The organism is Verrucomicrobiia bacterium (genome assembly GCA_035577545.1).
GTDB lineage: Bacteria > Verrucomicrobiota > Verrucomicrobiia > Palsa-1439 > Palsa-1439 > Palsa-1439.
The window spans coordinates 183,334-203,794 of the sequence record DATLVI010000044.1 but is presented as its reverse complement, the minus strand read 5'-3'; the positions used below and the strand labels follow the sequence as shown (position 1 = coordinate 203,794).

The window sequence follows — 20,461 nt, the reverse complement described above, 5'->3', positions numbered from 1 at the left end:
GGAGTGGTCTTTCCCGAGGACGACTCGACCCACTCCCCGTTGATAAAATTCTTGTAGCGGCGCGCCTCAGCGGCGGGTTTTGCGGCGCTTTGCGGTTTGTCTGCGAGTGCTTGTGGCGACATGTTTGGAACTCCTCTCGTTGCTCCCTAAAATCTCTGTTGTCAGTTTCTCAACCGCGTCGTACGGGTCAAGTTTTCTCTTGGCGACATCGGTCAGAATGGTTTGCGCCTGTGGCGCTTCGAGCGCACAAAGTATAGAGGCCGTCAGACGTGATTGCAATAGTCGAGTCACCTCGGCGCGGACGGCCCGCGCCCGTCTTTTGACCAGCTCCCTTGAATGCACAAGATATGTGTAGTGGATGTCCATTGCCCCACAAAGGGTTGTGATTCCCTCACCACTCTTGGCGGACGTGTAAATCGTCGGGCGCTCCCATTTGAGCACGCTGTATTGGGGGCCAGTCGCGGGTGTGCGGGCATTGAACAGATCCGACTTGTTGATGACCAAGATGTCCGCAATTTCCATCAATCCGGATTTCGCCCGTTGGATTTCGTCCCCCAACTCGGGCATCAGTACCACGACGACCGTGTCCGCCACTTCCGCGACCTCCACTTCATCCTGCCCCGTGCCGACCGTTTCCACGATCACGATGTCGAACCCGGCGGCGTCGAGCGCGTGGATAATCTGTGGTGTCGAATCGGTCACGCCACCGTGGTGCTGGCGCGTGGCGAGGCTGCGAATGAAAACGCCTTCGTCCTCGCTGTGGCGTTGCATTCGCAGACGGTCGCCCAACAGCGCCCCGCCCGAGATCGGGCTGGTTGGGTCGATCGCGATGACAGCGACGGTTTTGTGCTGGCGGCGCAGATTGTCGATGATTCGGTCGATGAGCGAACTTTTTCCGACGCCGGGTGGGCCGGTGATGCCGAGAATGCGGGCGTGGCCCGTCCGCCGGTAGAGTTCCGTCGGCAACGGCTCGCCACCTTCGAGGCGGGTCACCAGCTTGGTGAGTTCCTTGCCACGCATTTTCATCGGCGACTCTTGATGATGAATTCCGCGATGCTCGCGATGGTGCTGCCCGGGCCGAAGACTTCCTTGATCCCGAGCTTCTTAAGTTTTTTCACGTCGTCGTCGGGAATAATGCCGCCCGCAAAAACCAGCAGGCCCGTAACTTTTTCTTTCTTCAGCAATTCCATCACGCGCGTGAACTGCGCCATGTGTCCGCCCGAAAGCGAACTCAAGCCGATCACGTCCACGTCCTCTTGTATCGCGGCGGCAACGATTTGCTCGGGGGTGTTGCGGATGCCGGTGTAGACGACTTCCATCCCCGCATCGCGCAGGCCCATGGCGACGACGAGCGCACCACGTTCATGGCCGTCGAGGCCCGCTTTGGCGATGAGGACTTTGAGGGGGCGTTTCATATCGAATGATTCGCCCGGTACTCGCCGAAGGTTCCCCGCAATATCTTGCAGATTTCGCCGACCGTGACGTAGTTACGCACGCAGTCCACGATGATCGGCATTAGGTTTTCTGTGCCTTTGGCGGCTTTCTCGAGTGTTGCGAGGCATTTGCCGACTTTGGCGGTATTGCGTTTCTTGCGCAGCGTGGCCAGGTCGCGACGGCGGCGCGGTTCCAATTGCGGGTCGATCTTTTGCATTTGGATCTTCAACTTTTTGTCGCTGACGCACTCGTTAACGCCGACGATGATCTTCTCTTTGCGCTCGACGGCTTTCTGGTGCTCGTACGCGGCGTGATAGATTTCCTTGTACACGTAACCGCTTTCGATGGCCTTGAGCATCCCGCCCATGTTGTCGATTCTGTTCAGGTATTCGCGGGCCTGCTGGGCGAGTTGATCGGTGAGCGATTCGATGTACGGACTACCACCAAGCGGGTCGGGTTCGGCGGTCACGCCTGATTCGTAGGCGATGATTTGCTGCGTGCGCAAGGCAAGCAGCGCGGATTCCTCGGTGGGCAGGGCGATCGCCTCGTCCTTGGCGTTCGTATGTAAACTTTGAGTGCCGCCGAGCACGGCGGCGAGGGCTTCGAGCGTCGTGCGGACTACATTGTTGTCGGGTTGTTGCGCGGTGAGCGTCGAGCCGGCGGTCTGCGTGTGGAACCGCAACATCATCGAGCGTTCGTTTTTTGCGCCGAAACGGTCGCGCATGATGTGCGCCCAGAGCCGGCGTGCTGCGCGGAATTTTGCGATCTCTTCGAAGAAATTGCTGTGGCAGTTGAAGAAGAATGCGAGGCGCGGGGCGAAGTCGTCGACATTCAAGCCGCGCTCGACACATGTTTGCACGTAGGTGATCCCGTCGGCAAGGGTGAAGGCGATTTCCTGGGCGGCGGTACAACCGGCCTCGCGCATGTGATAGCCGCCGACACTGATCGTGTTCCAGCCCGGCACTTCCTTCGCGCAGAATTCCACGATGTCGGCGATGAGGCGCAGGGAAGGTTTGGGCGGGAAAATGTACGTGCCGCGCGCGATGTATTCCTTGAGAATGTCATTCTGCACGGTGCCGGAGACCTTGGACCACGGGACGTCTTGTTTCTCGGCGACGGCGAGGTAGAGCGCCAATAGGATGCCGGCGGTGGCGTTGATCGTCATCGACGTGCTGACCTTGTCGAGCGGGATGCCGGTGAAAACCTGTTCCATGTCGGCGAGCGACGAGATCGCTACGCCGACGCGACCCACTTCACCAAGGGCCATCGAATCATCGCTGTCGTAGCCGATCTGGGTTGGCAAATCGAACGCCATCGAAAGACCAGTCTGGCCCTGCCCGAGCAGATATTGGTAGCGCTTGTTCGTTTCCTTCGCCGTGCCGAAGCCGGCATACTGGCGCATGGTCCACAATTTCCCGCGATACATCGTTGCGTGAATGCCACGCGTGAAGGGAAACTTGCCGGGCGGTTCGATACGTGAATCCAACTTACTCATTCGAAACCTGCCGATGCTTCTTGCCCGAGTCTTCCAGCTTGTCCATTGAAGTCCACACGTCGTTAGATGACCAATGCGTTAACTGCATCGCTTCAATAAGGTTTTCGGAGACGCAGTCGGGTTGGTGCATTCTGCGGCAGAGGATCGCAACCCTGATGTGCATCATACCCATATCCTTACGTATCACGTCTTCCGTCAATATTGCAGGAGGAATACTGGACCGCCTTGTTGTTTCTAACAATCGCTTATGCGCGCGAAGTTCGTGTTCGAGCAAAGCGCGTGCAACCTCGGGCTTTGAATCCCAATAGCGGTTGATCTCATCGTATTCTTCGGACATTCCTTCCAAAAATCTTCCTTCATTGAGAACGACCGCAGCCTTTCGCGCTTGGCTATTCTTCCAGCTGCAGAACCCGTATCCAACCCACAGGCCGATGATAAGTCCCAAGAGTATTGGGGCGAAAGATACGCGCTTCTTGAGTGGCTCAGTCATGAGGCTCACAGAGTTCCACGAGCACGCCGTGGGCGGATTTCGGGTGGAGAAACGCGATCTTGGCGCCGCCGGCGCCGAGGCGCGGTTGTTCGTCGATAAGATTGACGTTGGCGGACTTTAGTTTTTTCAATTGCTCGATGAGGTTGTCCGTACCGAGGGTCAGGTGGTGGATGCCTTCGCCGCGTTTTTCGATGAAACGATGGATGGGGCTGTCAGGCGAGGTGGGTTCGAGCAACTCAATGGTCATCTCGCCGGCTTTCAGCATCGCCACGCGGACTTTTTGTTCGGGGACTTCCTCAATGTGCGAGAATTTCAAGCCGAGGGTGTCGACCCAGAATTTTTTTGCCTCGTCGATGCTCTTGACAGCAATACCAATGTGGTCGATGCCGTTAATCATATCGCGCCTGCTTTTTTCAAGCGGTCGATGTCGGCGTCTTTGTAGCCCAGGTCGCGCAAGACTTCTTGCGTATGTTGTCCGAGCATTGGCGGTGCGTCGCCGGCGTTGCCGGGGGTTCCCGACAATTTAATAGGCACGCCGGTCATTTTTACTGATTTGAGTTTCGGATGCGGACGCTCGACGACCATTTCGCGGGCGCGCACTTGCGGGTGTTCCAATACCTCGGAGACGGAATAGATGGGGCCGCAGGGAATACCGCCTTTTTCCAGGATGGCGAGCCATTCCTCGGCGGTTTTGCCCGAAAAAATCTTTTCCAACACCGGGTGCAACTCGGCGTGGTTCTGGACACGCTTCGGGTTGGTGGCAAACTTCTCGTGCGTCTTCAAGTCCGAGCGTCCGATCAAATCACAGAATTGTTGCCAGAGACGGTCGTTGCCAGCGGCGAGGTTGAACCAACGATCGCTCGCCTTGAAGGTTTCGTAGGGCACGATAGTGGGGTGCTGGTTTCCTTTGCGCGTTGGCGATTTGCCGGTGCCGAAATAAATGCCGGCTTGATACGTGAGGAACGAGACTTGTCCATCGAGCAACGACACATCGACCTTTTGGCCCTGGCCGGTGCGGTTGCGGGCTTGCAGGGCGAGGAGGATGCCGAGAGTAGCGTAGATGCCGGCGGTGATGTCGGCCAGCGACGTGCCCGTTTTGTAGGGTTCGCCCTTGGGGTCGCCGGTGAGGCTCATGATGCCGCTTTGGCCTTGCACGGCGAGGTCGTAGCCGGGGCGGTCAGCCCAGGGACCGGTATGCCCGTAGCCCGTGACCGAGGCGTAGATGATTCTCGGATTCAACTTCACTACCTCGTCGTAGCCGAAGCCGATGCTTTGCAGGTAGTCGCGGCGGAAATTTTCCAACAAGACGTCCGACTGCTGGATGAGTTTTTTCAGGATTTCGCGGGCCTCAGGAGTCTTGAGGTTGAGCGTCAGCGATTTCTTGCCGCGATTGATACTGAGGAAGTACACGCTCTCGCCCTCGAGGAACGGGGGGCCGTAGGCGCGTGTGTCGTCACCCTTGTCGGGGTTTTCGACCTTGATGATCTCCGCGCCGAAATCGCTCAACAGCATGGAGCAATAGGGGCCCGCCAAAATGCGGGAAAGATCCACGACCCGGATACCATCGAGAGGCTTCACGTTGTCAAGGCTAACGATGCACGCTTGTCCCCGCAAGCGTTTTCCGCTACAACCGGGAGTTGAAATGAGAATTTACCCGCTCCTCAGCGTGGCCGTTTTGCTTTCCTTCAGTGCGTACGCCGATTCCCCATCGACCAACCTGGATGCACGGGTAATTCTGCAAAAGGTGCTGGCGAATCGGCCGGCGAAGGATTTTTCCTTGAAAGCCCGCTTGTTCGTGGGAGATGCGGACCCCGTGATGGTGGACATCCTCGTGAAAAATACAGCGACGGAGACGCGCACCATCTATCGTACGCCACAAACCCAGGCGCTGGTCGTCCAGCCCGTGAATGGTGACCCACATTTTTATCTGCGCGGTGTTGGCGAGCTGGCCGGCGCGAAGCGAACGGAGAGGCTGTTGGGGTCGGAGTTCTCGTATTACGACCTGGGGTTGCCGTTTTTGCGGTGGGAGAATCCGAAGCTGCTCGACGCGGACGACCGGGTGCGTGCCCGCGATTGTTTTGCGATCGAGGTTTCGGCGGAGGGCGAGCCGTACACACGCGTCAAGATCTGGATCGACAAGGAGTATTACGCGCTGCTGCGGGCGGAGGCATTTGATAAGAACGAGAATCTGGTGAGACGTTTCGCGGTCACCAGCTTCAAGAAGATCGGCGAGGCGTGGATTCCGCGCGGTTTGGAGGCGGCGGTTTTGCCGCCGGGCCAATCGTTGCCGAACCAACAGAAATCACGCCTGGAGGTATATGAAGGTGATTATGGCACCCAATTGCCCGACGCGTGGTTCGCGCTGGAGGGATTCGCCAAGCCCAACGGCGTCAATGGGGCTGCAGCCCACTGAATCAGCCGAACGTTTCGTGCTTGGCCACCCACTGCATGCCGCGACGTTCCCAATTTCGTAGTTTCATCTGCAGGTGCGAGACCTCGCCGAGGCAGCGGATCTGTTGTTCGATATGCATGAGGGTTCGTTGCATGCTCAGGTCTTTCTCGGCTCTTTCATCACTATTCTTCTTGCCGGGATGGTAGTCGAAAATGTGGAGTTCACCCTCGATATAAACAGAAGAGCCAATTACTTGCACATCAAGCTTCTGGGTGTCGACGTAGTTGCGCACCAAGACACCTTGCACCACCCGCAGAAGTCTGAGTTCCTCGAGAGTCATGGCCCACACTCCGACCGCTGACTGCTGAATGAACCAACGTAGTGTAACGATTTAGGCGGGTGGATGCAAGCCGGAAGCGACTTCTTCACCACGAAGACACGAAGGGCACGAAGATGATCGTTAGACAATTTGGCCGATGACGTGTGTGGAAGTGGGAGAATATTTGCGCCCTGGCAGAAGAGCTTCCAAACCTTCCAAAGCTTCCAAAGTGCGCTCACGGAGTTTTTGGCATCGGGTTAGGATGCCTCCGTGAATTGTGAAGAGACATGGTTGCGAGCGGGACGGTCAGGGTTTTCAACAGATGGGGCGAATCACGCTAGAAATGTGCAATTCTACCAAACGAACCCAATTTTCCCGGGAGAAATTATTGACGGAAGTGGCAGGAAGAGAGATAGTTGGAATGGAAACTGCGATGAAAAACCATTGGGTTCGTTTTGGAAAACGAACCCAATTTTAGGGGGTTTTTAAGAGGGCCGGGTGCCAAAAAAACTGCATCGAGAGAGTACTACAGAGAGCGATTACGGACGGCCACGACCCTTCGGCTTTGCTCAGGACAGGCTCCGCATGGCCCTCCAAACGGCATTTATTAGGTTTCGACCGCCACTTTTTCAGCAGCGGGCGATGGAGAATCGGAAAACGGCGGTTGGGGTACGAGTCCGAGATCTTGAAGCAGCTCGTGATCGGCGTCGGTCTCGGGATTTTGGGCAGTGAGGAGCTTGTTGCCGTAGAAAATGGAGTTGGCGCCGGCGAAAAAGCAGAGGGCCTGGGCTTCGCGCGAGAGGCGGGAGCGTCCGGCGGACAGCCGCACCTTCGCGCGCGGCAGTGCGATGCGCGTCGTGGCGATCAGGCGCACCAGTTCGAAGACATCGACAGGCGGTTGGTCTTCCAGCGGCGTGCCCGGCATGGCCATCAGGCAGTTGATGGGCACGCTTTCGGGTGGCGGATCGAAATTCGCGAGCACTTCCAGCATGCGGAGACGGTCGGCGACGGTTTCGCCCATGCCAATGATGCCGCCGCAGCAGACGGACATGCCGGCGGTTTGCACGGCGCGAATGGTGTCAAGGCGATCCTGGAAAGTGTGAGTGGTGACGATCTGCGGGTAGAACTCGGGGCTGGTGTCGAGGTTGTGGTTGTAAGCGGTGACGCCCGCTTCCTTCAATTGTTGTGCGGCACCGTCGGTAAGTTGGCCGAGCGTGACGCAGACTTCCATGCCCAACTTGCTGACCTCGCGCACGGTCTCCAACACGGAATCGAAAGCCTGCGTTCCTTCGCGGACACCCTTCCATGCCGCGCCCATGCAGAAGCGGGTCGATCCGTTGAACTTCGCGCGGCGGGCCACTTCGAGCACTTCGGCGGTGGACAGGAGGCGTTCGGTTTGCAAGCCAGTGTCATAGCGCGCGCTCTGCGAACAATAAGCACAATCCTCGCTGCAGCCGCCGGTTTTGATGCTCAAGAGGGTGCAGAGTTGGACCTCATTATTGGGCCAATTCTCCACATAAACGGCCCGAGATTGCTGGATAAGGTCGAAAAGAGGTTGCGAATAAATCTGCTGGAGGCGTTCGAAAGGGTAGGATTTCATAGGTCGCCAGCCTCGCAACGCGCTAGCCTGCAATTACTTATACGGTCAGTATGCCCTACCATCAAAAAGAGAGTATTAGAAACCCGCCCGCATTGCAAGTGCGCGGTCGTTCTGTTACCGTATCGCCCCGTTATGGACAAAACCCTCCAGACCATTTGCAACATGCTGCAGAGCCCGGACGGGATGCGGCGTTGCGCGGCGGCGATGGTCATCGCCGAACTGCGACCCAAGCAAGATGGCGTGGTCAAGGCACTGGGTGCGTCCTTGAAAGACGCGAACCAACTACTCACCCGCTACGTGCTGGAAGCGTTTGAGGCGCTCGATTCGCGAGCGGTTGTCCCCTATGTGCTGCCGTTGCTGGAGGCGCCGGAGACCGAAACCAAGTTACGGGCCGCCGCGATCATCGCGCGCACGGGTGGCGAAAACGTCGCCAGCCTCCGTGATCAATTTGCGAAGGCCAATCCCCAGCAGAAGCGAGTGCTGGTTGATATTTTGGCGCGCATCCACAACCGCGATGCGATGCAGCTCATCCTCGATGCGTTGTTCGATCCCGATTTCGAGTTGGTCAAAGAGGCCTGCCAGGCGGTTCGCCGCCATATTGTCGATGCGGCGCCGAAGAACCAGTTGGCCCTGCATAAGCAGGTTGCGAAGTTCATGACTTCATCGCGCGCGAAGAAGAATGACCGGGTGCTGACTTCCTGCCTCTTACTGATTGGGTATATCGGCGCGCCGGATGCGCGGAAGGTTTTGCTGAAGTATACCACGCCGAGGAATCTCGGTTACATCCGCCGCAATGCGCTCATCGGTCTCAAGGGCTTGCAATACACGGGCGCGGCCGTCAACCAGATCGCCCGCCAGATGCTCAAGTACCTCGGCGAACCGGATTACCAGAACATCGTCCAGAACGCGTTGGACATTATCGAGAAGCTCTCGCTCGGCAAGTCGTACGACGCCCAGTGGCGCAAGTTGCTCAAGAGCAAGCACCCGAGCGTCCGCGCGTTTGCCACGCGCAAGCTCGCGTCGAACGACAACGCGGTCACGAACCGGTTGATGATGACGCTGCTGGCCCACCCGGATACGCAGGTCAGCGAAATCGCCGCGGGCGCGCTTGCCCGACACAAGGGCGCGACCAAACTATTGCTCGCCGCGCTGGCTCGTGAACGCAAGTCGGAGCCTGCCTGGCGTTTGGCCAAGATCCTCAAACCGCATGGCCCGTCCGTGGACCGGAAGACGCTCAAGAAATTCGTCGTTCTGGCCGAGCGCGCCATCCAGGCCGGCGATCAACGTTATGAGACGTTGCTTTATTTCCTTCGCAACATCGATCCGAGACTGGCCGACAACGTCTATCGCGAGGTCGGCTTGAAATACAAGAAGGCCCGGAAATGGGCGAAGGCGGTGGATTGCCTGAAGCAGGTGATGCGTTCCGAGGCGTCCGACACGGAATTGCGTTTCGAACTGAGCGTCTGCAACGTCAAACAGTCCGCGAAGGACTTGACGCCGCATCTGCGGGCGGAAGACCAGGCGCTGCGGGGATTTCAGGCGCTGTTGCCGGACAAGGGCTTCAAGCTGTTTGACCGATTGAAGAAGGAAAAGGCGTTGGAAGCGGCCGATCTCTGTTACATCGGGTTCCACTTTAGCGAAGGCACGGGTGAAGAACAAAAGTTTGGCCGCAAGGTTCTCGAATACGTTGCGAAGCGCTGGCCGAAGACCAAGGAAGGCAAAGCGGCCAAAAACAAGCTCAAGCTTCCCCCGCGCTCACAGTCCATTACACCCACGCCCGTCCCACACGCGAGCGTCGAAGACTGATCTCGCCTTCGTCACGCTTTCGGGCGCAATGCGTTCGCGAGCGTAATCCACTGGTCGATGGCCAATTCCTCAGCGCGCGCAGTGGCGGCCACGGAAGCGGCCGCAAACGCCGTGTTCACGTCGCCAAACTTGGCCAACAGTTTATGGAGCATCTTGCGGCGTTGACCAAAGCCTGCGCGCACTATGTCGTGAAACGGCGCGCCAGCCAAAAGTTTTACGCGCGGATCACGTCGCTCCAGGACCACGACGGCACTGTCTACGTGCGGGGCGGGGTAGAAGCATCCCGGCGAGATGACGTGCGCAATCGTGACGTGGTAACTGAGTTGCGTGAACACCGTCAGCGCGCCGTAGTCCTTGTGCCGTGGCGTAGCGGCAAGGCGGTTCGCGACTTCACGCTGCAACGTGAGAACCATCGCACGCGGTTGGTCTTCGCGCTCGACCAGCCGTTCGAGAATCGGCGTGGAGATGTTGTAGGGCAGATTCGACACGACCTTATAGGGCGGGGCGACACGGAAATCAGGTTGCTCCAGGATTTCCACGGCATCGCCCTCGATCAATTCAACACCATCCATGTGGTCGCGCAGATACTGGCAAAGTCGACTATCTTTCTCGATGGCGACAACCTGCTTCGCGCGCGCCACCAATTCGACAGTCAGCGCCCCCAATCCTGGTCCGATCTCCAGTACGGTTTCGTCGCCGCGAAGATCCGCCTGTTCGATAAGAATCCGCAGGATGTTGCCGTCGATGAGAAAGTTCTGGCCGAGCGCCTTGCTTGGACGGATGTCGAATTCGGCGAGAAGTTGACGGACTTGTGTGAGCGTCATTTGTTGGTCGCCAACTGCGCCGCCATATTGATCGCGGCAATCATGCCATCGGGGCGGGCGATGCCTTTGCCGGCAATATCGGGTGCGGTGCCGTGATCGGGCGACGTGCGAATGAACGGCAATCCCAAGGTGAGATTCACGCCATTGTCGAACGCGATCAACTTGAATGGCGCAAGCCCCTGATCGTGGTACATGGCCACGACGACGTCGAACTCTCCGTGTGCGGCGCGATAGAACAGCGTGTCGGCGGAGTGCGGTCCGCTGACATCGATCCCGCGGCGCTCGGCGCGTTTCACCGCCGGCCCGATGATGCGCCGTTCCTCGTCACCCAGCAGGCCGCCTTCACCGGCGTGGGGGTTGAGTCCGGCGACGGCGATTCGCGGGCGACGGACGCCGAACCGATGGCAGACTTGGTTTGATAATTCGATCACTTCCACAATCTTGCGCGCGGTAATGAGCTTCGCGATGTCACGAAGTGGTGCATGCGTCGTTACCAGCGCCACGCGCAATGGTCCGCCCGCGAGCATCATGGCGAATCGGCGGGTGTGTGAGAGATGAGCCAATAGTTCTGTCTGGCCTGTGAACGGATAGCCGGCGCGGTGCAAGAGGTCCTTGGTGATCGGTGCAGTGGCAAGCGCGGCGAGATCGCCGGTGAGGCACCGTTTGGCGCCTTCGACAACCCACTCCACAGCATCGGCGCGCCGTTTCGCGCTGGGGTTGCCGATGACCTCGTAATCGAAACGGCGATTGAGCCGGCCCGATTTCAGCGCCTTGGCCACGACCTCCGGCCCAATGCCCGCAGGGTCGCCCAGCGTGATCCCAATGCGGGGACGATTTCGCATTTGCTTAGAAAAGGTGTATGTAGGCCTTGGCGCGGAGGTCTTTGACCCAGTCCTCTTGCATCCTGGCCCGTTGCTGTTGGAGGAGAATCTTCTCGATATCGTCGCGCACCTCGGCCAGCGCGACCGTGTGCGCCGGCTTCACGTCTTCGACCTGGAGAATATAGTAGCCCTCCGCTGTCTCGATAAGGCGGCTATGCTGGCCGGCTTTCAGCGAGAACGCGATCTCGTTGAGTTCCTTGCGCAGGACGTCCTTGCCGATCCAGCCCCAATCGCCGCCCTCTTTCGCTTCCTTGCCTTCGGAGTAGACGCGGGCCATGCTTTCGAAGCTGTCGCCGGCATCCAGTTTCGCCAGGATTTCTTCTGCAAGCTTGCGTTGCAGATCGACCGGGGCCGGGGTGGCTGGCTCCCTGGCGATTACCGAAGTGTTCGTCTCGCTGGCGGAAGCGGTGGTCGCCGCATTCGTCACCAGAGCATCGGCGGCATTTGTCACCACCATCGTCGCCAGCGAAACCGCTGTGGTCAACGTAATGGCGGTGGCTTGCAAATTCGTGGCCGCATTGTTCGTCTCTGAGGTGGTCTGCAACAGCTCGTTTGTCGGGGCCGGCGGCACCGGTTCCGCAAGGCTTGCGGAAGGAACGGGCTCGCCGCGCTTGATGAAGATCATGCGCAGCTTGATCTGTTCGCCGACTTTGTACTGATCGAGGTTCTCGCTGTAGTATTTCTCCATCTTGTGCGGAGAGACCACAACAGCCTGCTGCGTTTTGTGACCGCGCATGGCCTGGATGATCACGCGTTCGCGCACCTGGTCGCGGTATTGCGATAAGGTGAGGTTCTCGGCTTCAAGCGTTTTTACGAACGCGGCGCGGTTGCCGCCGTAGTCGTTCGAGATGATATCGTTGATCTGTTGCTCGATGACGGTCTCCGGGATCTTGTAGCCCTTCTCCTTGAATTCCTGGATGATCAGCGCGCGCTCAATGAGCTGGTTGAGAGCATCCATTTCCGCTTTGCGGACTTGATCGACCAGGTCCTGGCCGGAGAAGTTGCGGCGGAGTTGTTGCGCGACCGGCTGGACGAAACTGCGGACCTCGCTGTAGGTGATGATCTTGTCGTTGACGATGGCCGCGACGCCATCGACGATTTCCGCGGCCGGTGACGCACAGGCAATCACCAGCATTGCGACCGTCAGTACTGCAAACTGTCGCCTCATGACACCCTTTCGTGACGACCGGAATTCAATCTTGCCAAAACGCTCGCGTTCTTTTTCAGGAACAGCACGAGTTCCTCGATCCTTTCGACACTGGCGGAGCTGAGGTGGTGTTCAATCCCCTCCAAATCGAGTTGCGCTGTGTGACGGTCCACGCCCAACAACTCGAAAAACTCCTCCAGCACCCGATGCCGGCGACGCACGGCACGCGCGATCCCCTTGCCCTTGGAGGTCAGCACGAGGCCGCGATATTTCTCATAACGAACGAAACCGTGTTCACCCAGCTTCTGGACCATCTGTGTCACGGAGGCCTGCCGGATGCGCAGGGAACGCGCGATGTCCACCATGCGGGCGCGTCCCTTGTCCTCGGTCAACTCGTAGATGCGCTCCAGGTAATCCTCGGCGCTCTCGGAAGTCTTCGGCATGGAAGCGGAGCATAACCAAAGGAACGGGTCGGCGCAAGCGTTGTGGGCCGAAGTAACTTCACCGAAGCAACCGGCAATCCGGGCTTCATACTTTCGGCCCAGCGGCTACGATTTCCGCGGAGACGCCCTGAAACTGCTCGAAGTTCCTTACGAATTTGCCCGCCAGGTCCTTCGCGCGGTGGTCGTAATCAGCCGCATCCTTTGCGCCATACCGCGGCGCGAGCAGTTCGGGCGGCACACCCGGCAGGGCCTTTGGCACTTCAAATCCAAACGTGGGGTCTTTCTGGAATTGCGCCTTGTCCAGCGTGCCGTCGATGATCTGTGTCACGTTGTCGCGATTGATCTTCAGCGAGATGCGCGGGGCCTGGCCGAACGCGTTGCCAACCCAGCCCGTGTTGAGCAGATAACAGTGGGCATCGTGTTTGCGCATTTTTTCCGCGAGCAACTGCGCGTACGTCTGCGGCGGCAGCGGCAGGAATGGCGCGCCGAAGCACGCCGAGAAGGTCGGCGCCGGGTCTTTGCCCATGTTGGCTTCCGTGCCCGCGAGCGACGCGGTGTATCCGGCCATGAAATGATACATGGCCTGCGAGGGGGTGAGCCGCGCGACGGGCGGCATTACGCCGAACGCATCGCATGCCAGGAAGACGATCGCCTTCGGATGTCCACCCATGCCGCTGGGCACCGCGTTGGCGATGTAATCCAGTGGATACGCGCAGCGCGTGTTTTCCGTGAGTGAGTCGTCCATGTAATTGGGTTCGCCCGTCGCCGGGTCGATCACCACATTTTCAATCACCGACCCGAATCGGACCGCGTCCCAAATGAGCGGCTCCCGTTCCTTCGTCAGTTTGATGCACTTGGCGTAACAGCCGCCCTCGAAATTAAACACGCCGTGATCGCTCCAGCCATGCTCGTCGTCGCCGATCAACCCGCGATTCGGATCGGCCGACAGGGTGGTCTTGCCTGTGCCACTCAGTCCGAAGAAGATCGCCACGTCGCCACCCTTGCCGACGTTGGCCGAGCAGTGCATGGGGAGCACGCCCTTTTGCGGCAGTACGTAGTTTAACACGGAGAAGATGCTTTTCTTCATCTCGCCGGCATATTGCGTCCCGCCGATGAGTACAATTTTGGTCGAGAAATCCACAACGATGAATGTTTCGCTATTGAGCCGGTGCTTTTTGGGGTCGGCGACGAACTGGCTGGCATTGATGACGGTCCATTCCGGTACGTGGGTCTCGAGTTGTTCGGGCGTGGCGCGGCGGAAAAGCTGTTTCACAAAGAGATTGTGCCAGGCAAACTCGGTCACGATGCGGATGGGCATCGTGTAGCGCGGATCGGCGCCCGCAAAACCGTCCATGACGAACAACTCACGACCCTGCAGGTAGGCAAATACCTCTTGTCGCAGCGCGAGGTAGTTTTCCTCGGTCATGGGCTGGTTGACCTTGCCCCACCAAATCTTGTCCTTGGTCGATAGCTCTTCCACCGTCCATTTGTCGCGCGGCGAACGACCCGTCCGCTTCCCCGTCAATGCATTCAGCGCGCCGCTGCTGGTCAGACGGCCTTCGCCGCGTCGGATCGCCTCCTCGACCAACAGCGCCACCGCCAGGTTCCAATGCACCTTGCCCGCGCCCACAATACCGTGATTTTCCAGACCGTAATGACTCATGAGATTTTCCTCGCGAAAGGGTTTTCCAGCCGTAACTGCGACCGCACGATTTAGACGGAAAGTTTCTGAACACGCAACTGAAAAAAGTCATACTATGCTCATAAGACCGCATTTCATCATTAGCACCAACTCCATCGGCTAGGCGTGGCCGCCGGGTGTGGGATCGCGTCCTAATTTGCGTCCGCCGACTGTAGCCGAAGCGTAAGCTTCGGTGGTGGCGATGCGGCAGATTAAGACACTGCCCAGGGGACGCAAATGCTTTGGCGGTGGCAGTGCCTTTCTGCAGCAATATTTCTCTCAAAACGGATCCACTTTCGTTTGAATCGACTCAAAAGACCCCGAAATTGGGTTCGTTTTTCCTAAACGAACCCAATTGCAAACCGTACTGCAAACGGCACAAAGTTCAGCAGATAAAGTACATACATCAAAAAGTCCGCGAAAATAAATTGGGTTCGTTTCGCAGAAACATATGCCGGGTCCTTTACGCGCCCCTAACCACAACAACCCTGACAGACACTCCCTACCTTGGCCTTGATAGCGTCCTCGCGAAAGAGGCTCCCTTCTCAAAGAACTGCGCTGACTATACCTGTCCCATAACACCGTGTCCAGTAAAATTATCAATTAACGATATAATACCGCGGCGTGGCTGTGCGATACACCGTCGTTCAAGCGCGGTAGTTCGCGGGGATGGGGGTTCAATGGCCCGTGCTGTGCGATTTCGCCCGAGCGCACCGCGCAACAGAAAAAAACGCCATCATGCGCGCCACTCTCGGCAGCATTTGCGGCATTTCCAGCCATTCCGCGGAATTGGAATCGGGATGCCCAGCACGAAGAGCGAGCCCATGGCGAAGCGATGCCAAATACGCTCGTGAATCACATCCGCAGCTCCGCAGCGCGGACACCGAGGTCGCTGTTCTTGCTCTGCCGGTTCTACTGGCACTCCCGAATCGTCCTGGACTAATCCCGTCGTAAGAATCTCCCGCGCTAGCGTTGCCTCGGACTGTCGCACGCGAAGCTTTATCCCACCCATCATGAGTGAGTAGAACCAGTCCAAACTGACGATTTCTTCATCCACCAGCGCGCAATCAATTCCAGCCCCTTCCAAAGCGCACTTGGCGACGTGCGCGTCAGCCGATAAATCGAATCGGGCTACCGTCACCGGTTGGTCGAGAAGTTCTACACCCATGACACGATCCTCCATCTACTGTCCGTAAAAACTGTCAGCCTTGACCCCGGTTTCATTCCTAACCCGCGCCGTAATCGCGTCCACTTCCGCATTCGACAGTGCGGACACAAACTGCCAGGCGGGAACACCATCCACGACCGTCATCGCTTTGCGGGCGACCGTGTAAACCTGGACGAGTTTGATGTTGCCGATCTCGTGGAGGCGCCGGCAATACGCGGTGATCTCATCCTCGCTCGGGCCGACATCGCGAATCTTTAGGAACAGGCTTTGGATGACGATTGGGCGAGCCTTTGCGGCCTCGGTGATGTTCCTCAGAATGCGTGTGAACGGAATCTTCGTGCGGTTGACGAGTTTGAAGTAGTCTTCCGTGCCGGCATCGAGTTTCGCCCAAACCTCACCATTGTTGGCGTCCATGATTTCGAGGCCGCGCTTCACATCCGGGCGATCCAGGCCGCCCGCGTCGGTAATGAGAACGATCTTCGCGTCGGATGGCTTAACGCGCGCGATCATCTGGATCGTCTCGGAGAAGTTCGATAGCGTGGTCGGCTCGGCGTCCCCGCTCAGAGCAATGTCATTCAAACGGATAAGTTCGCGGGGGACGGAATTGAATGGCGGGTGCTGCGCGATTTCGCCCGAGCGCACCATCTCCAGCATCTCGCGCAATTCCTCTTCCGCGACGGCCAGGTCAAACTTCTTCACCGTCGACTCGGTCGTGCGATCCACCTGGCAATAGATGCAGTCGAAGTTGCAGGCTTTGTCGGGATTAACATTCAGACCGATGGAGATTCCATGACTGCGCCGTGAGAGTACGGGATAGACGTACTTGAAGTCCTCAAAACGACGCGAATGCTGGCGGTGTGCCGCGAGAATAGTCACGCCGCTATTTTAGCTGCGAGTGACCATGAAAGCCAGCCGTTCACGAGAGTCGGCAGCCTGGGGTGCCAGTGCGGCTTTGCCCAGTACCTTGGCGATGATCGGTTCTAGCGTTGCCCGTGCTGTTGCATCGTTTGGCGCTAGAAGACGGTCGTTGGCGAGAACGAGAATCTCTTTCGTGTCGAACTTGAGGCCGTCCAACTTGGGTTCTGATTCCAGGAGTTTGCAGGCTTGCAGGGCTGTTTCCGTTACGCTCTTCAGGTTCGCTTCGAACCCACCCTCAAGCGGTCGCTTGCGGTAATAGAACAGGCCGAGTCGTCCGCCTTCCTGGTCCATGCTGAAGTTGCCTTCGTGCGCGACGAGCAGGATGCCGGGACCGTTGTGGACGTGCGAGTAATCGTGCACGTCGATCAATTGATGGCCCGCGACCTTCTGCTGTTGGATCCAACCATGAAACACGGGAATGAAATCGCGCAGGTTTACCGCCTGCGGGTTGGTGACGAATAACTTGATGCCGATTTTGTAAAGGTCCATGTCGAATCGTCTTCCATTACTTCAGAATCTGGCTCAACTGCGCCGCCTTTTGTTCGCGCAGTTTGTCGGCGCAGGCGTGTGCGGCCTCGATGAATAATTGCGCCTCCTCGATGAGCCGATGGACTTCGTCGTGGTCATAGCGCGACGGCGGATTCTCATGTCGACGGAAAAAATCCTGGGCAAACTTGCCACCCGCGAACCGGTCCCAAAACAGTTTCGGCTCAAAGAGCCGCGTGCGAAACTCTTTCACAATGACTTCGGGATCGTTCGGAACGTCATACCACAACTCCTTGACCAATCCTTGCGCGGCCTGGAGCATGGATTTGTAGGCCAGCTCGTCAGCCTTCGCCAAATCTTTTGCTTCCAGCTTGAGCTGCGCCTCGAAGCACAGACGTTCCGCGGCTTGTAGGTCGAAATCGATACGCGATACGACTTCACCCGCGCATTCGCCCATGCCCATGTCGCCCATGGTGAACTCGCGCGGATCACCCCAGTCCGAATAGAATGCGGCGTCCTTCTCGTAAGCCGGCACCTCCATCAAATCCTCCAGCATCTTGCGGCTCTCGGCCTTGCCGATGCGCGCAATGAAATCCTGAAAACTCTCGTCGCCCTGGCGCTCCGAGACAAAGCGTTTCGTGATCCGCTCGACCACGACGGGCACGTTCCTCGAAGGCACAGAACCGATGGCGAGGCCATACGATCCCGCGTTATCAAGCCACTTGCCCCCAAGCAGCACCTGGAAGTGCGGCACCTTGCGGTTGGCCAAGGTGCGGCTGTTGCCGTAAAAGCCGATGTCGGCCAGATGATGCTGGCCGCAGGAATTAAAGCAGCCGCTGAGCTTGATCCGCAGCCCTCTCACCGCGGCGTCCATCGTGAAATACTGGTCCGCCAGCCGCTTGCGCAATTCGCGAGCAAGTCCGCGCGATGAGGCAATGCCCAGCTTGCAGGTGTCCGTGCCGGGGCAGGCAACCACGTCGAGAATCGTTCCCGCGCCGAAATCGCCGAGGCCGATGGCTTTCAGCTCGCGGTACAACTCCGGCAAATCTTTCTCAGCCACCCAGCGAAACACCAGGTTCTGCTCAACGGTCGTGCGGATGTTGTCGCCGCAATATTTGCGGGCGAGATCGGCCAGACGTCGTGCCTGGAACGATGTGAAATCACCGATCGGCAGGGAAACCGTCACCACCGCGTAGCCGGGCTGAAGTTGGTGGTACACGTTCGTCTCTGCCCACGCGTTGTATCCCTCAGGTTTGGCCTGGCCATTTAGCGACGACGGCGGCTTAAGCGCCGTTTCCTTGAAACCGTGCGCGCCGGGGATGAACGCCGTCCAACGTGGATCGGGCGGCAGAATCTTGCGCTCCTCATCAACCAATCGCTTGAATTCCTCGACGCCAAGCTTCGCGACGAGAAATTTGATGCGCGCCCGCGCGCGATTCTGCTTTTCACCGAGCCGGGCGAACACGCGGGAGACCGCTTGCGCGATGGGCAGCAATTCTTCCTCCGGCACGAAATCCGCGAATACCTTGGCTTGGTACGGCACCGGGCCGAGGCCGCCACCGACATAAAGACGGAAGCCGCGCTTGCCGTCGCGTATGAACGCGAGGGCGCCCAGGTCGTGCATGTTCACCAGGCCGCATGCTTCATGTTCGCAACCTGAGAACGCGACCTTGAACTTGCGCCCAAAATCCTGTGTGTCGGGATGCCCGAGCAGGAAGAGCGCGGTGGCCTTCGCGTAGGGGGTCACATCGAACGCTTCGGTGCGGCACACGCCGGCGATGGGGCAGGCGGTGACGTTGCGCACGGAGTTGCCGCAGGCCTCGCGCGTGGTGATGCCACTGGCTGCGAGCCGGCGCATCAACGTCGGCGTGTCCTCGATGTGCACGAAATGAAGCTGGAAATCCTGGCGGGTCGTCACGTGCAAAATGCTGTCCGAGTATTCCTCGGCGCAATCCGCGAGCGTTTCGAGCTGCGTCGGTGTCAATCCGCCGAAAGGAATCTTGATCCGTTGCATGCCCGGCGCGTCCCAAAGGGTTTCGGGGCCCTTGGTGGTGGCGGACGGGAATTTCAAATGCTGGGTGGTGACGCCGTCGTGCCGCTGACCGTTATCGTACCGTTGGCCGTACGCGCCACGACGCAGGCGGGTCTCGGCAAAGAGCTTCTCGTCAATCTTGCCAAGTTTCCGCAGCTCGAGCTGGGTCTCGTAAACATCAATCTCGTCACTCAGCGCGCGCGGCAGCTTGTCGGCCAGTTTTTCCTTCCAGGTCATATTGGCAATAATTTGTAACAGATTCGCCGGAACACAACAAGAAAGACAAGCTGTGTTGGGCCTTATGATAGGCGCGTCGCCCATGATTTAGCCTGAAGACTTCGCACTCTTCGTGTGCATTCGTGGTAGAATGCGTGTGTGGAACAGCCAATAGATCCAAATTTCAAATCCGGGCTGGCCGTGCTGGTTGGGCGTACCAACGTTGGCAAATCGACGCTGCTGAACGCGCTGGTCGGCACCAAGATCGCCATTGTCACGCCGAAGCCGCAAACCACGCGCGATACGTACCACGGTATCGTCCATCGACCGGAAGGCCAGATTGTTTTTGTCGACACCCCCGGCATTTTCAAGACGCAACCGAGCCGGCTCGTTCAAAACCTTCATCATAAGGTGCGCGATGCGCTGGAAGGCATCGAAGTCCTCGTCCACGTCGTTGATCCGACGCGTTCCATCGGCGTTGAGGACCAGCGCGTCAATGACATCGTTGACCATGCGACGCAGCCAAAGATTCTTGTCCTCAACAAACTTGACCTGCCCGAGCGCTATTACCGGGAGACGTGGCTGGAGCGGGGCGCAAAATACGCCTCAGTCGTTGAAGTCTCAGCGCTGAAGGACAAAAACATCGAGTTATTGATTCAGGCGATTTTTCGTCATTTACCCGTCGGCCCGGCGCAATATCCGTTGGGCCAGACCAGCAATGTCACCAACGAGTTTTGGATCGGCGAACTCATCCGCGAGAAACTTTACCTGCAAACTAATCAGGAGGTTCCTTACACCGCCAGCGTGCATGTCGAACTGGTCGAAGACCGCAAAGACAAGCAGGGGAAACCGCTTGTGTACATCAAGGCCGCCATCCTGACGACCGACGACCGCCATCAGCGCATGCTCATCGGCCAGGGCGCGCGGATGGTCAAGAACATCGGTTCCGCCGCCCGCAAAGAACTCGAGGTCGCCATGAACAAGAAGGTCTTCCTCGACCTCGCCGTGCTGATCGACGACGAGTGGATGGATAGACTTTCGTAGAAGTTATATTTCCCTCTCCCCGCGCCCGTTTTTACCGTGCCACTTGCTTGTCCCCAATTAGAGGCGTAAGCTAGATGAAGACTGG

Annotated in this window: 20 protein-coding genes; 3 read left to right on the top strand and 17 right to left on the bottom strand. The window is 58.2% G+C overall.

Annotation, left to right across the window (positions count from 1 at the left end; genetic code table 11):
* Window positions 1-66: 66 nt before the first annotated feature.
* From meaB to VNL17_16740, 6 genes are read right to left on the bottom strand one after another with little or no spacing between them, the layout of a single operon-like run.
* A complete protein-coding gene (meaB, locus tag VNL17_16765; GenBank protein HXI85733.1) occupies window positions 67-1,026 on the bottom strand; it encodes a methylmalonyl Co-A mutase-associated GTPase MeaB in 960 nt (319 codons plus the stop codon).
* Window positions 1,023-1,415: a cobalamin B12-binding domain-containing protein gene (locus VNL17_16760; GenBank protein ID HXI85732.1), complete on the bottom strand. Its 393-nt coding sequence runs from the start codon at window positions 1,413-1,415 to the stop codon at window positions 1,023-1,025. Before VNL17_16760 ends, meaB begins: the two co-directional genes overlap by 4 nt.
* Window positions 1,412-2,929 carry a methylmalonyl-CoA mutase family protein gene (locus VNL17_16755; GenBank protein HXI85731.1) on the bottom strand — a complete coding sequence of 506 codons (1,518 nt, stop codon included), beginning with the start codon at window positions 2,927-2,929 and terminating at the stop codon, window positions 1,412-1,414. Before VNL17_16755 ends, VNL17_16760 begins: the two co-directional genes overlap by 4 nt.
* Entirely contained in the window at window positions 2,922-3,419 is a 498-nt protein-coding gene (locus VNL17_16750) for a hypothetical protein (GenBank protein ID HXI85730.1), read from the bottom strand. The genes VNL17_16755 and VNL17_16750 overlap by 8 nt, the downstream gene beginning before the upstream one ends.
* Window positions 3,412-3,816, bottom strand: a complete 405-nt coding sequence (gene mce, locus VNL17_16745; protein ID HXI85729.1) for a methylmalonyl-CoA epimerase — start codon at window positions 3,814-3,816, stop codon at window positions 3,412-3,414. Before mce ends, VNL17_16750 begins: the two co-directional genes overlap by 8 nt.
* Window positions 3,813-4,997 (bottom strand): CoA transferase, encoded by a 1,185-nt coding sequence (locus VNL17_16740; protein HXI85728.1) that lies wholly within the window; start codon window positions 4,995-4,997, stop codon window positions 3,813-3,815. Before VNL17_16740 ends, mce begins: the two co-directional genes overlap by 4 nt.
* Before the next feature lie 64 nt (window positions 4,998-5,061).
* On the opposite strand from VNL17_16740, the gene VNL17_16735 reads away from it, so the two are divergent.
* Complete coding sequence (locus VNL17_16735; GenBank protein HXI85727.1) at window positions 5,062-5,832, top strand: outer membrane lipoprotein-sorting protein; 771 nt, start codon at window positions 5,062-5,064, stop codon at window positions 5,830-5,832.
* Between the two features lies 1 nt (window position 5,833).
* On the opposite strand, the gene VNL17_16730 is transcribed toward VNL17_16735, so the two are convergent.
* On the bottom strand, window positions 5,834-6,151 hold the full coding sequence (locus tag VNL17_16730) for a hypothetical protein (protein HXI85726.1): 318 nt from the start codon (window positions 6,149-6,151) through the stop codon (window positions 5,834-5,836).
* Window positions 6,152-6,737: 586 nt separating this feature from the next.
* The gene (gene bioB / locus VNL17_16725) at window positions 6,738-7,730 is read right to left on the bottom strand and encodes a biotin synthase BioB (protein HXI85725.1); all 993 of its coding nucleotides are present in this window, start codon (window positions 7,728-7,730) and stop codon (window positions 6,738-6,740) included.
* Window positions 7,731-7,862: 132 nt separating this feature from the next.
* Here bioB and VNL17_16720 point away from each other — a divergent pair, with 132 nt between their 5' ends.
* Entirely contained in the window at window positions 7,863-9,536 is a 1,674-nt protein-coding gene (locus VNL17_16720; GenBank protein HXI85724.1) for a hypothetical protein, read from the top strand.
* An 11-nt stretch (window positions 9,537-9,547) separates the two neighbouring features.
* Here VNL17_16720 and rsmA read toward each other — a convergent pair whose 3' ends face one another.
* The 9 genes from rsmA to VNL17_16675 form a co-directional block, all read right to left on the bottom strand.
* A complete protein-coding gene (gene rsmA / locus VNL17_16715) occupies window positions 9,548-10,360 on the bottom strand; it encodes a 16S rRNA (adenine(1518)-N(6)/adenine(1519)-N(6))-dimethyltransferase RsmA (protein HXI85723.1) in 813 nt (270 codons plus the stop codon).
* Window positions 10,357-11,202, bottom strand: coding sequence for a 4-hydroxythreonine-4-phosphate dehydrogenase PdxA (pdxA, locus tag VNL17_16710; protein ID HXI85722.1), 846 nt, complete (start codon window positions 11,200-11,202; stop codon window positions 10,357-10,359). Before pdxA ends, rsmA begins: the two co-directional genes overlap by 4 nt.
* A gap of 4 nt (window positions 11,203-11,206) precedes the next feature.
* Complete coding sequence (locus VNL17_16705) at window positions 11,207-12,409, bottom strand: peptidylprolyl isomerase (GenBank protein ID HXI85721.1); 1,203 nt, start codon at window positions 12,407-12,409, stop codon at window positions 11,207-11,209.
* Complete coding sequence (gene mntR, locus VNL17_16700; GenBank protein ID HXI85720.1) at window positions 12,406-12,831, bottom strand: transcriptional regulator MntR; 426 nt, start codon at window positions 12,829-12,831, stop codon at window positions 12,406-12,408. Before mntR ends, VNL17_16705 begins: the two co-directional genes overlap by 4 nt.
* Before the next feature lie 85 nt (window positions 12,832-12,916).
* On the bottom strand, window positions 12,917-14,494 hold the full coding sequence (gene pckA, locus VNL17_16695) for a phosphoenolpyruvate carboxykinase (ATP) (GenBank protein ID HXI85719.1): 1,578 nt from the start codon (window positions 14,492-14,494) through the stop codon (window positions 12,917-12,919).
* A gap of 754 nt (window positions 14,495-15,248) precedes the next feature.
* Complete coding sequence (locus VNL17_16690) at window positions 15,249-15,680, bottom strand: hypothetical protein (protein HXI85718.1); 432 nt, start codon at window positions 15,678-15,680, stop codon at window positions 15,249-15,251.
* Between the two features lie 15 nt (window positions 15,681-15,695).
* Entirely contained in the window at window positions 15,696-16,556 is an 861-nt protein-coding gene (locus VNL17_16685; GenBank protein HXI85717.1) for a radical SAM protein, read from the bottom strand.
* A gap of 9 nt (window positions 16,557-16,565) precedes the next feature.
* On the bottom strand, window positions 16,566-17,087 hold the full coding sequence (locus VNL17_16680; protein HXI85716.1) for a hypothetical protein: 522 nt from the start codon (window positions 17,085-17,087) through the stop codon (window positions 16,566-16,568).
* A gap of 16 nt (window positions 17,088-17,103) precedes the next feature.
* A complete protein-coding gene (locus VNL17_16675) occupies window positions 17,104-19,353 on the bottom strand; it encodes a nitrite/sulfite reductase (protein HXI85715.1) in 2,250 nt (749 codons plus the stop codon).
* Window positions 19,354-19,491: 138 nt separating this feature from the next.
* Here VNL17_16675 and era point away from each other — a divergent pair, with 138 nt between their 5' ends.
* Entirely contained in the window at window positions 19,492-20,376 is an 885-nt protein-coding gene (gene era, locus VNL17_16670) for a GTPase Era (GenBank protein ID HXI85714.1), read from the top strand.
* Window positions 20,377-20,461: the final 85 nt, after the last annotated feature.

Bases quoted from the DNA above. Each gene is read 5' to 3' on its own strand.
- VNL17_16690 (HXI85718.1), bottom strand. From the start codon at position 15,680: ATGGGTGTAGAACTTCTCGACCAACCGGTGACGGTAGCCCGATTCGAT.
- mce (HXI85729.1), bottom strand. From the start codon at position 3,816: ATGATTAACGGCATCGACCACATTGGTATTGCTGTCAAGAGCATCGAC.
- bioB (HXI85725.1), bottom strand. From the start codon at position 7,730: ATGAAATCCTACCCTTTCGAACGCCTCCAGCAGATTTATTCGCAACCT.
- VNL17_16680 (HXI85716.1), bottom strand. From the start codon at position 17,087: ATGGACCTTTACAAAATCGGCATCAAGTTATTCGTCACCAACCCGCAG.
- VNL17_16750 (HXI85730.1), bottom strand. From the start codon at position 3,419: ATGACTGAGCCACTCAAGAAGCGCGTATCTTTCGCCCCAATACTCTTG.
- meaB (HXI85733.1), bottom strand. From the start codon at position 1,026: ATGAAAATGCGTGGCAAGGAACTCACCAAGCTGGTGACCCGCCTCGAA.
- VNL17_16760 (HXI85732.1), bottom strand. From the start codon at position 1,415: ATGAAACGCCCCCTCAAAGTCCTCATCGCCAAAGCGGGCCTCGACGGC.
- rsmA (HXI85723.1), bottom strand. From the start codon at position 10,360: ATGACGCTCACACAAGTCCGTCAACTTCTCGCCGAATTCGACATCCGT.
- VNL17_16675 (HXI85715.1), bottom strand. From the start codon at position 19,353: ATGACCTGGAAGGAAAAACTGGCCGACAAGCTGCCGCGCGCGCTGAGT.
- VNL17_16705 (HXI85721.1), bottom strand. From the start codon at position 12,409: ATGAGGCGACAGTTTGCAGTACTGACGGTCGCAATGCTGGTGATTGCC.
- pdxA (HXI85722.1), bottom strand. From the start codon at position 11,202: ATGCGAAATCGTCCCCGCATTGGGATCACGCTGGGCGACCCTGCGGGC.
- pckA (HXI85719.1), bottom strand. From the start codon at position 14,494: ATGAGTCATTACGGTCTGGAAAATCACGGTATTGTGGGCGCGGGCAAG.
- VNL17_16730 (HXI85726.1), bottom strand. From the start codon at position 6,151: ATGACTCTCGAGGAACTCAGACTTCTGCGGGTGGTGCAAGGTGTCTTG.
- VNL17_16755 (HXI85731.1), bottom strand. From the start codon at position 2,929: ATGAGTAAGTTGGATTCACGTATCGAACCGCCCGGCAAGTTTCCCTTC.
- mntR (HXI85720.1), bottom strand. From the start codon at position 12,831: ATGCCGAAGACTTCCGAGAGCGCCGAGGATTACCTGGAGCGCATCTAC.
- VNL17_16735 (HXI85727.1), top strand. From the start codon at position 5,062: ATGAGAATTTACCCGCTCCTCAGCGTGGCCGTTTTGCTTTCCTTCAGT.
- VNL17_16720 (HXI85724.1), top strand. From the start codon at position 7,863: ATGGACAAAACCCTCCAGACCATTTGCAACATGCTGCAGAGCCCGGAC.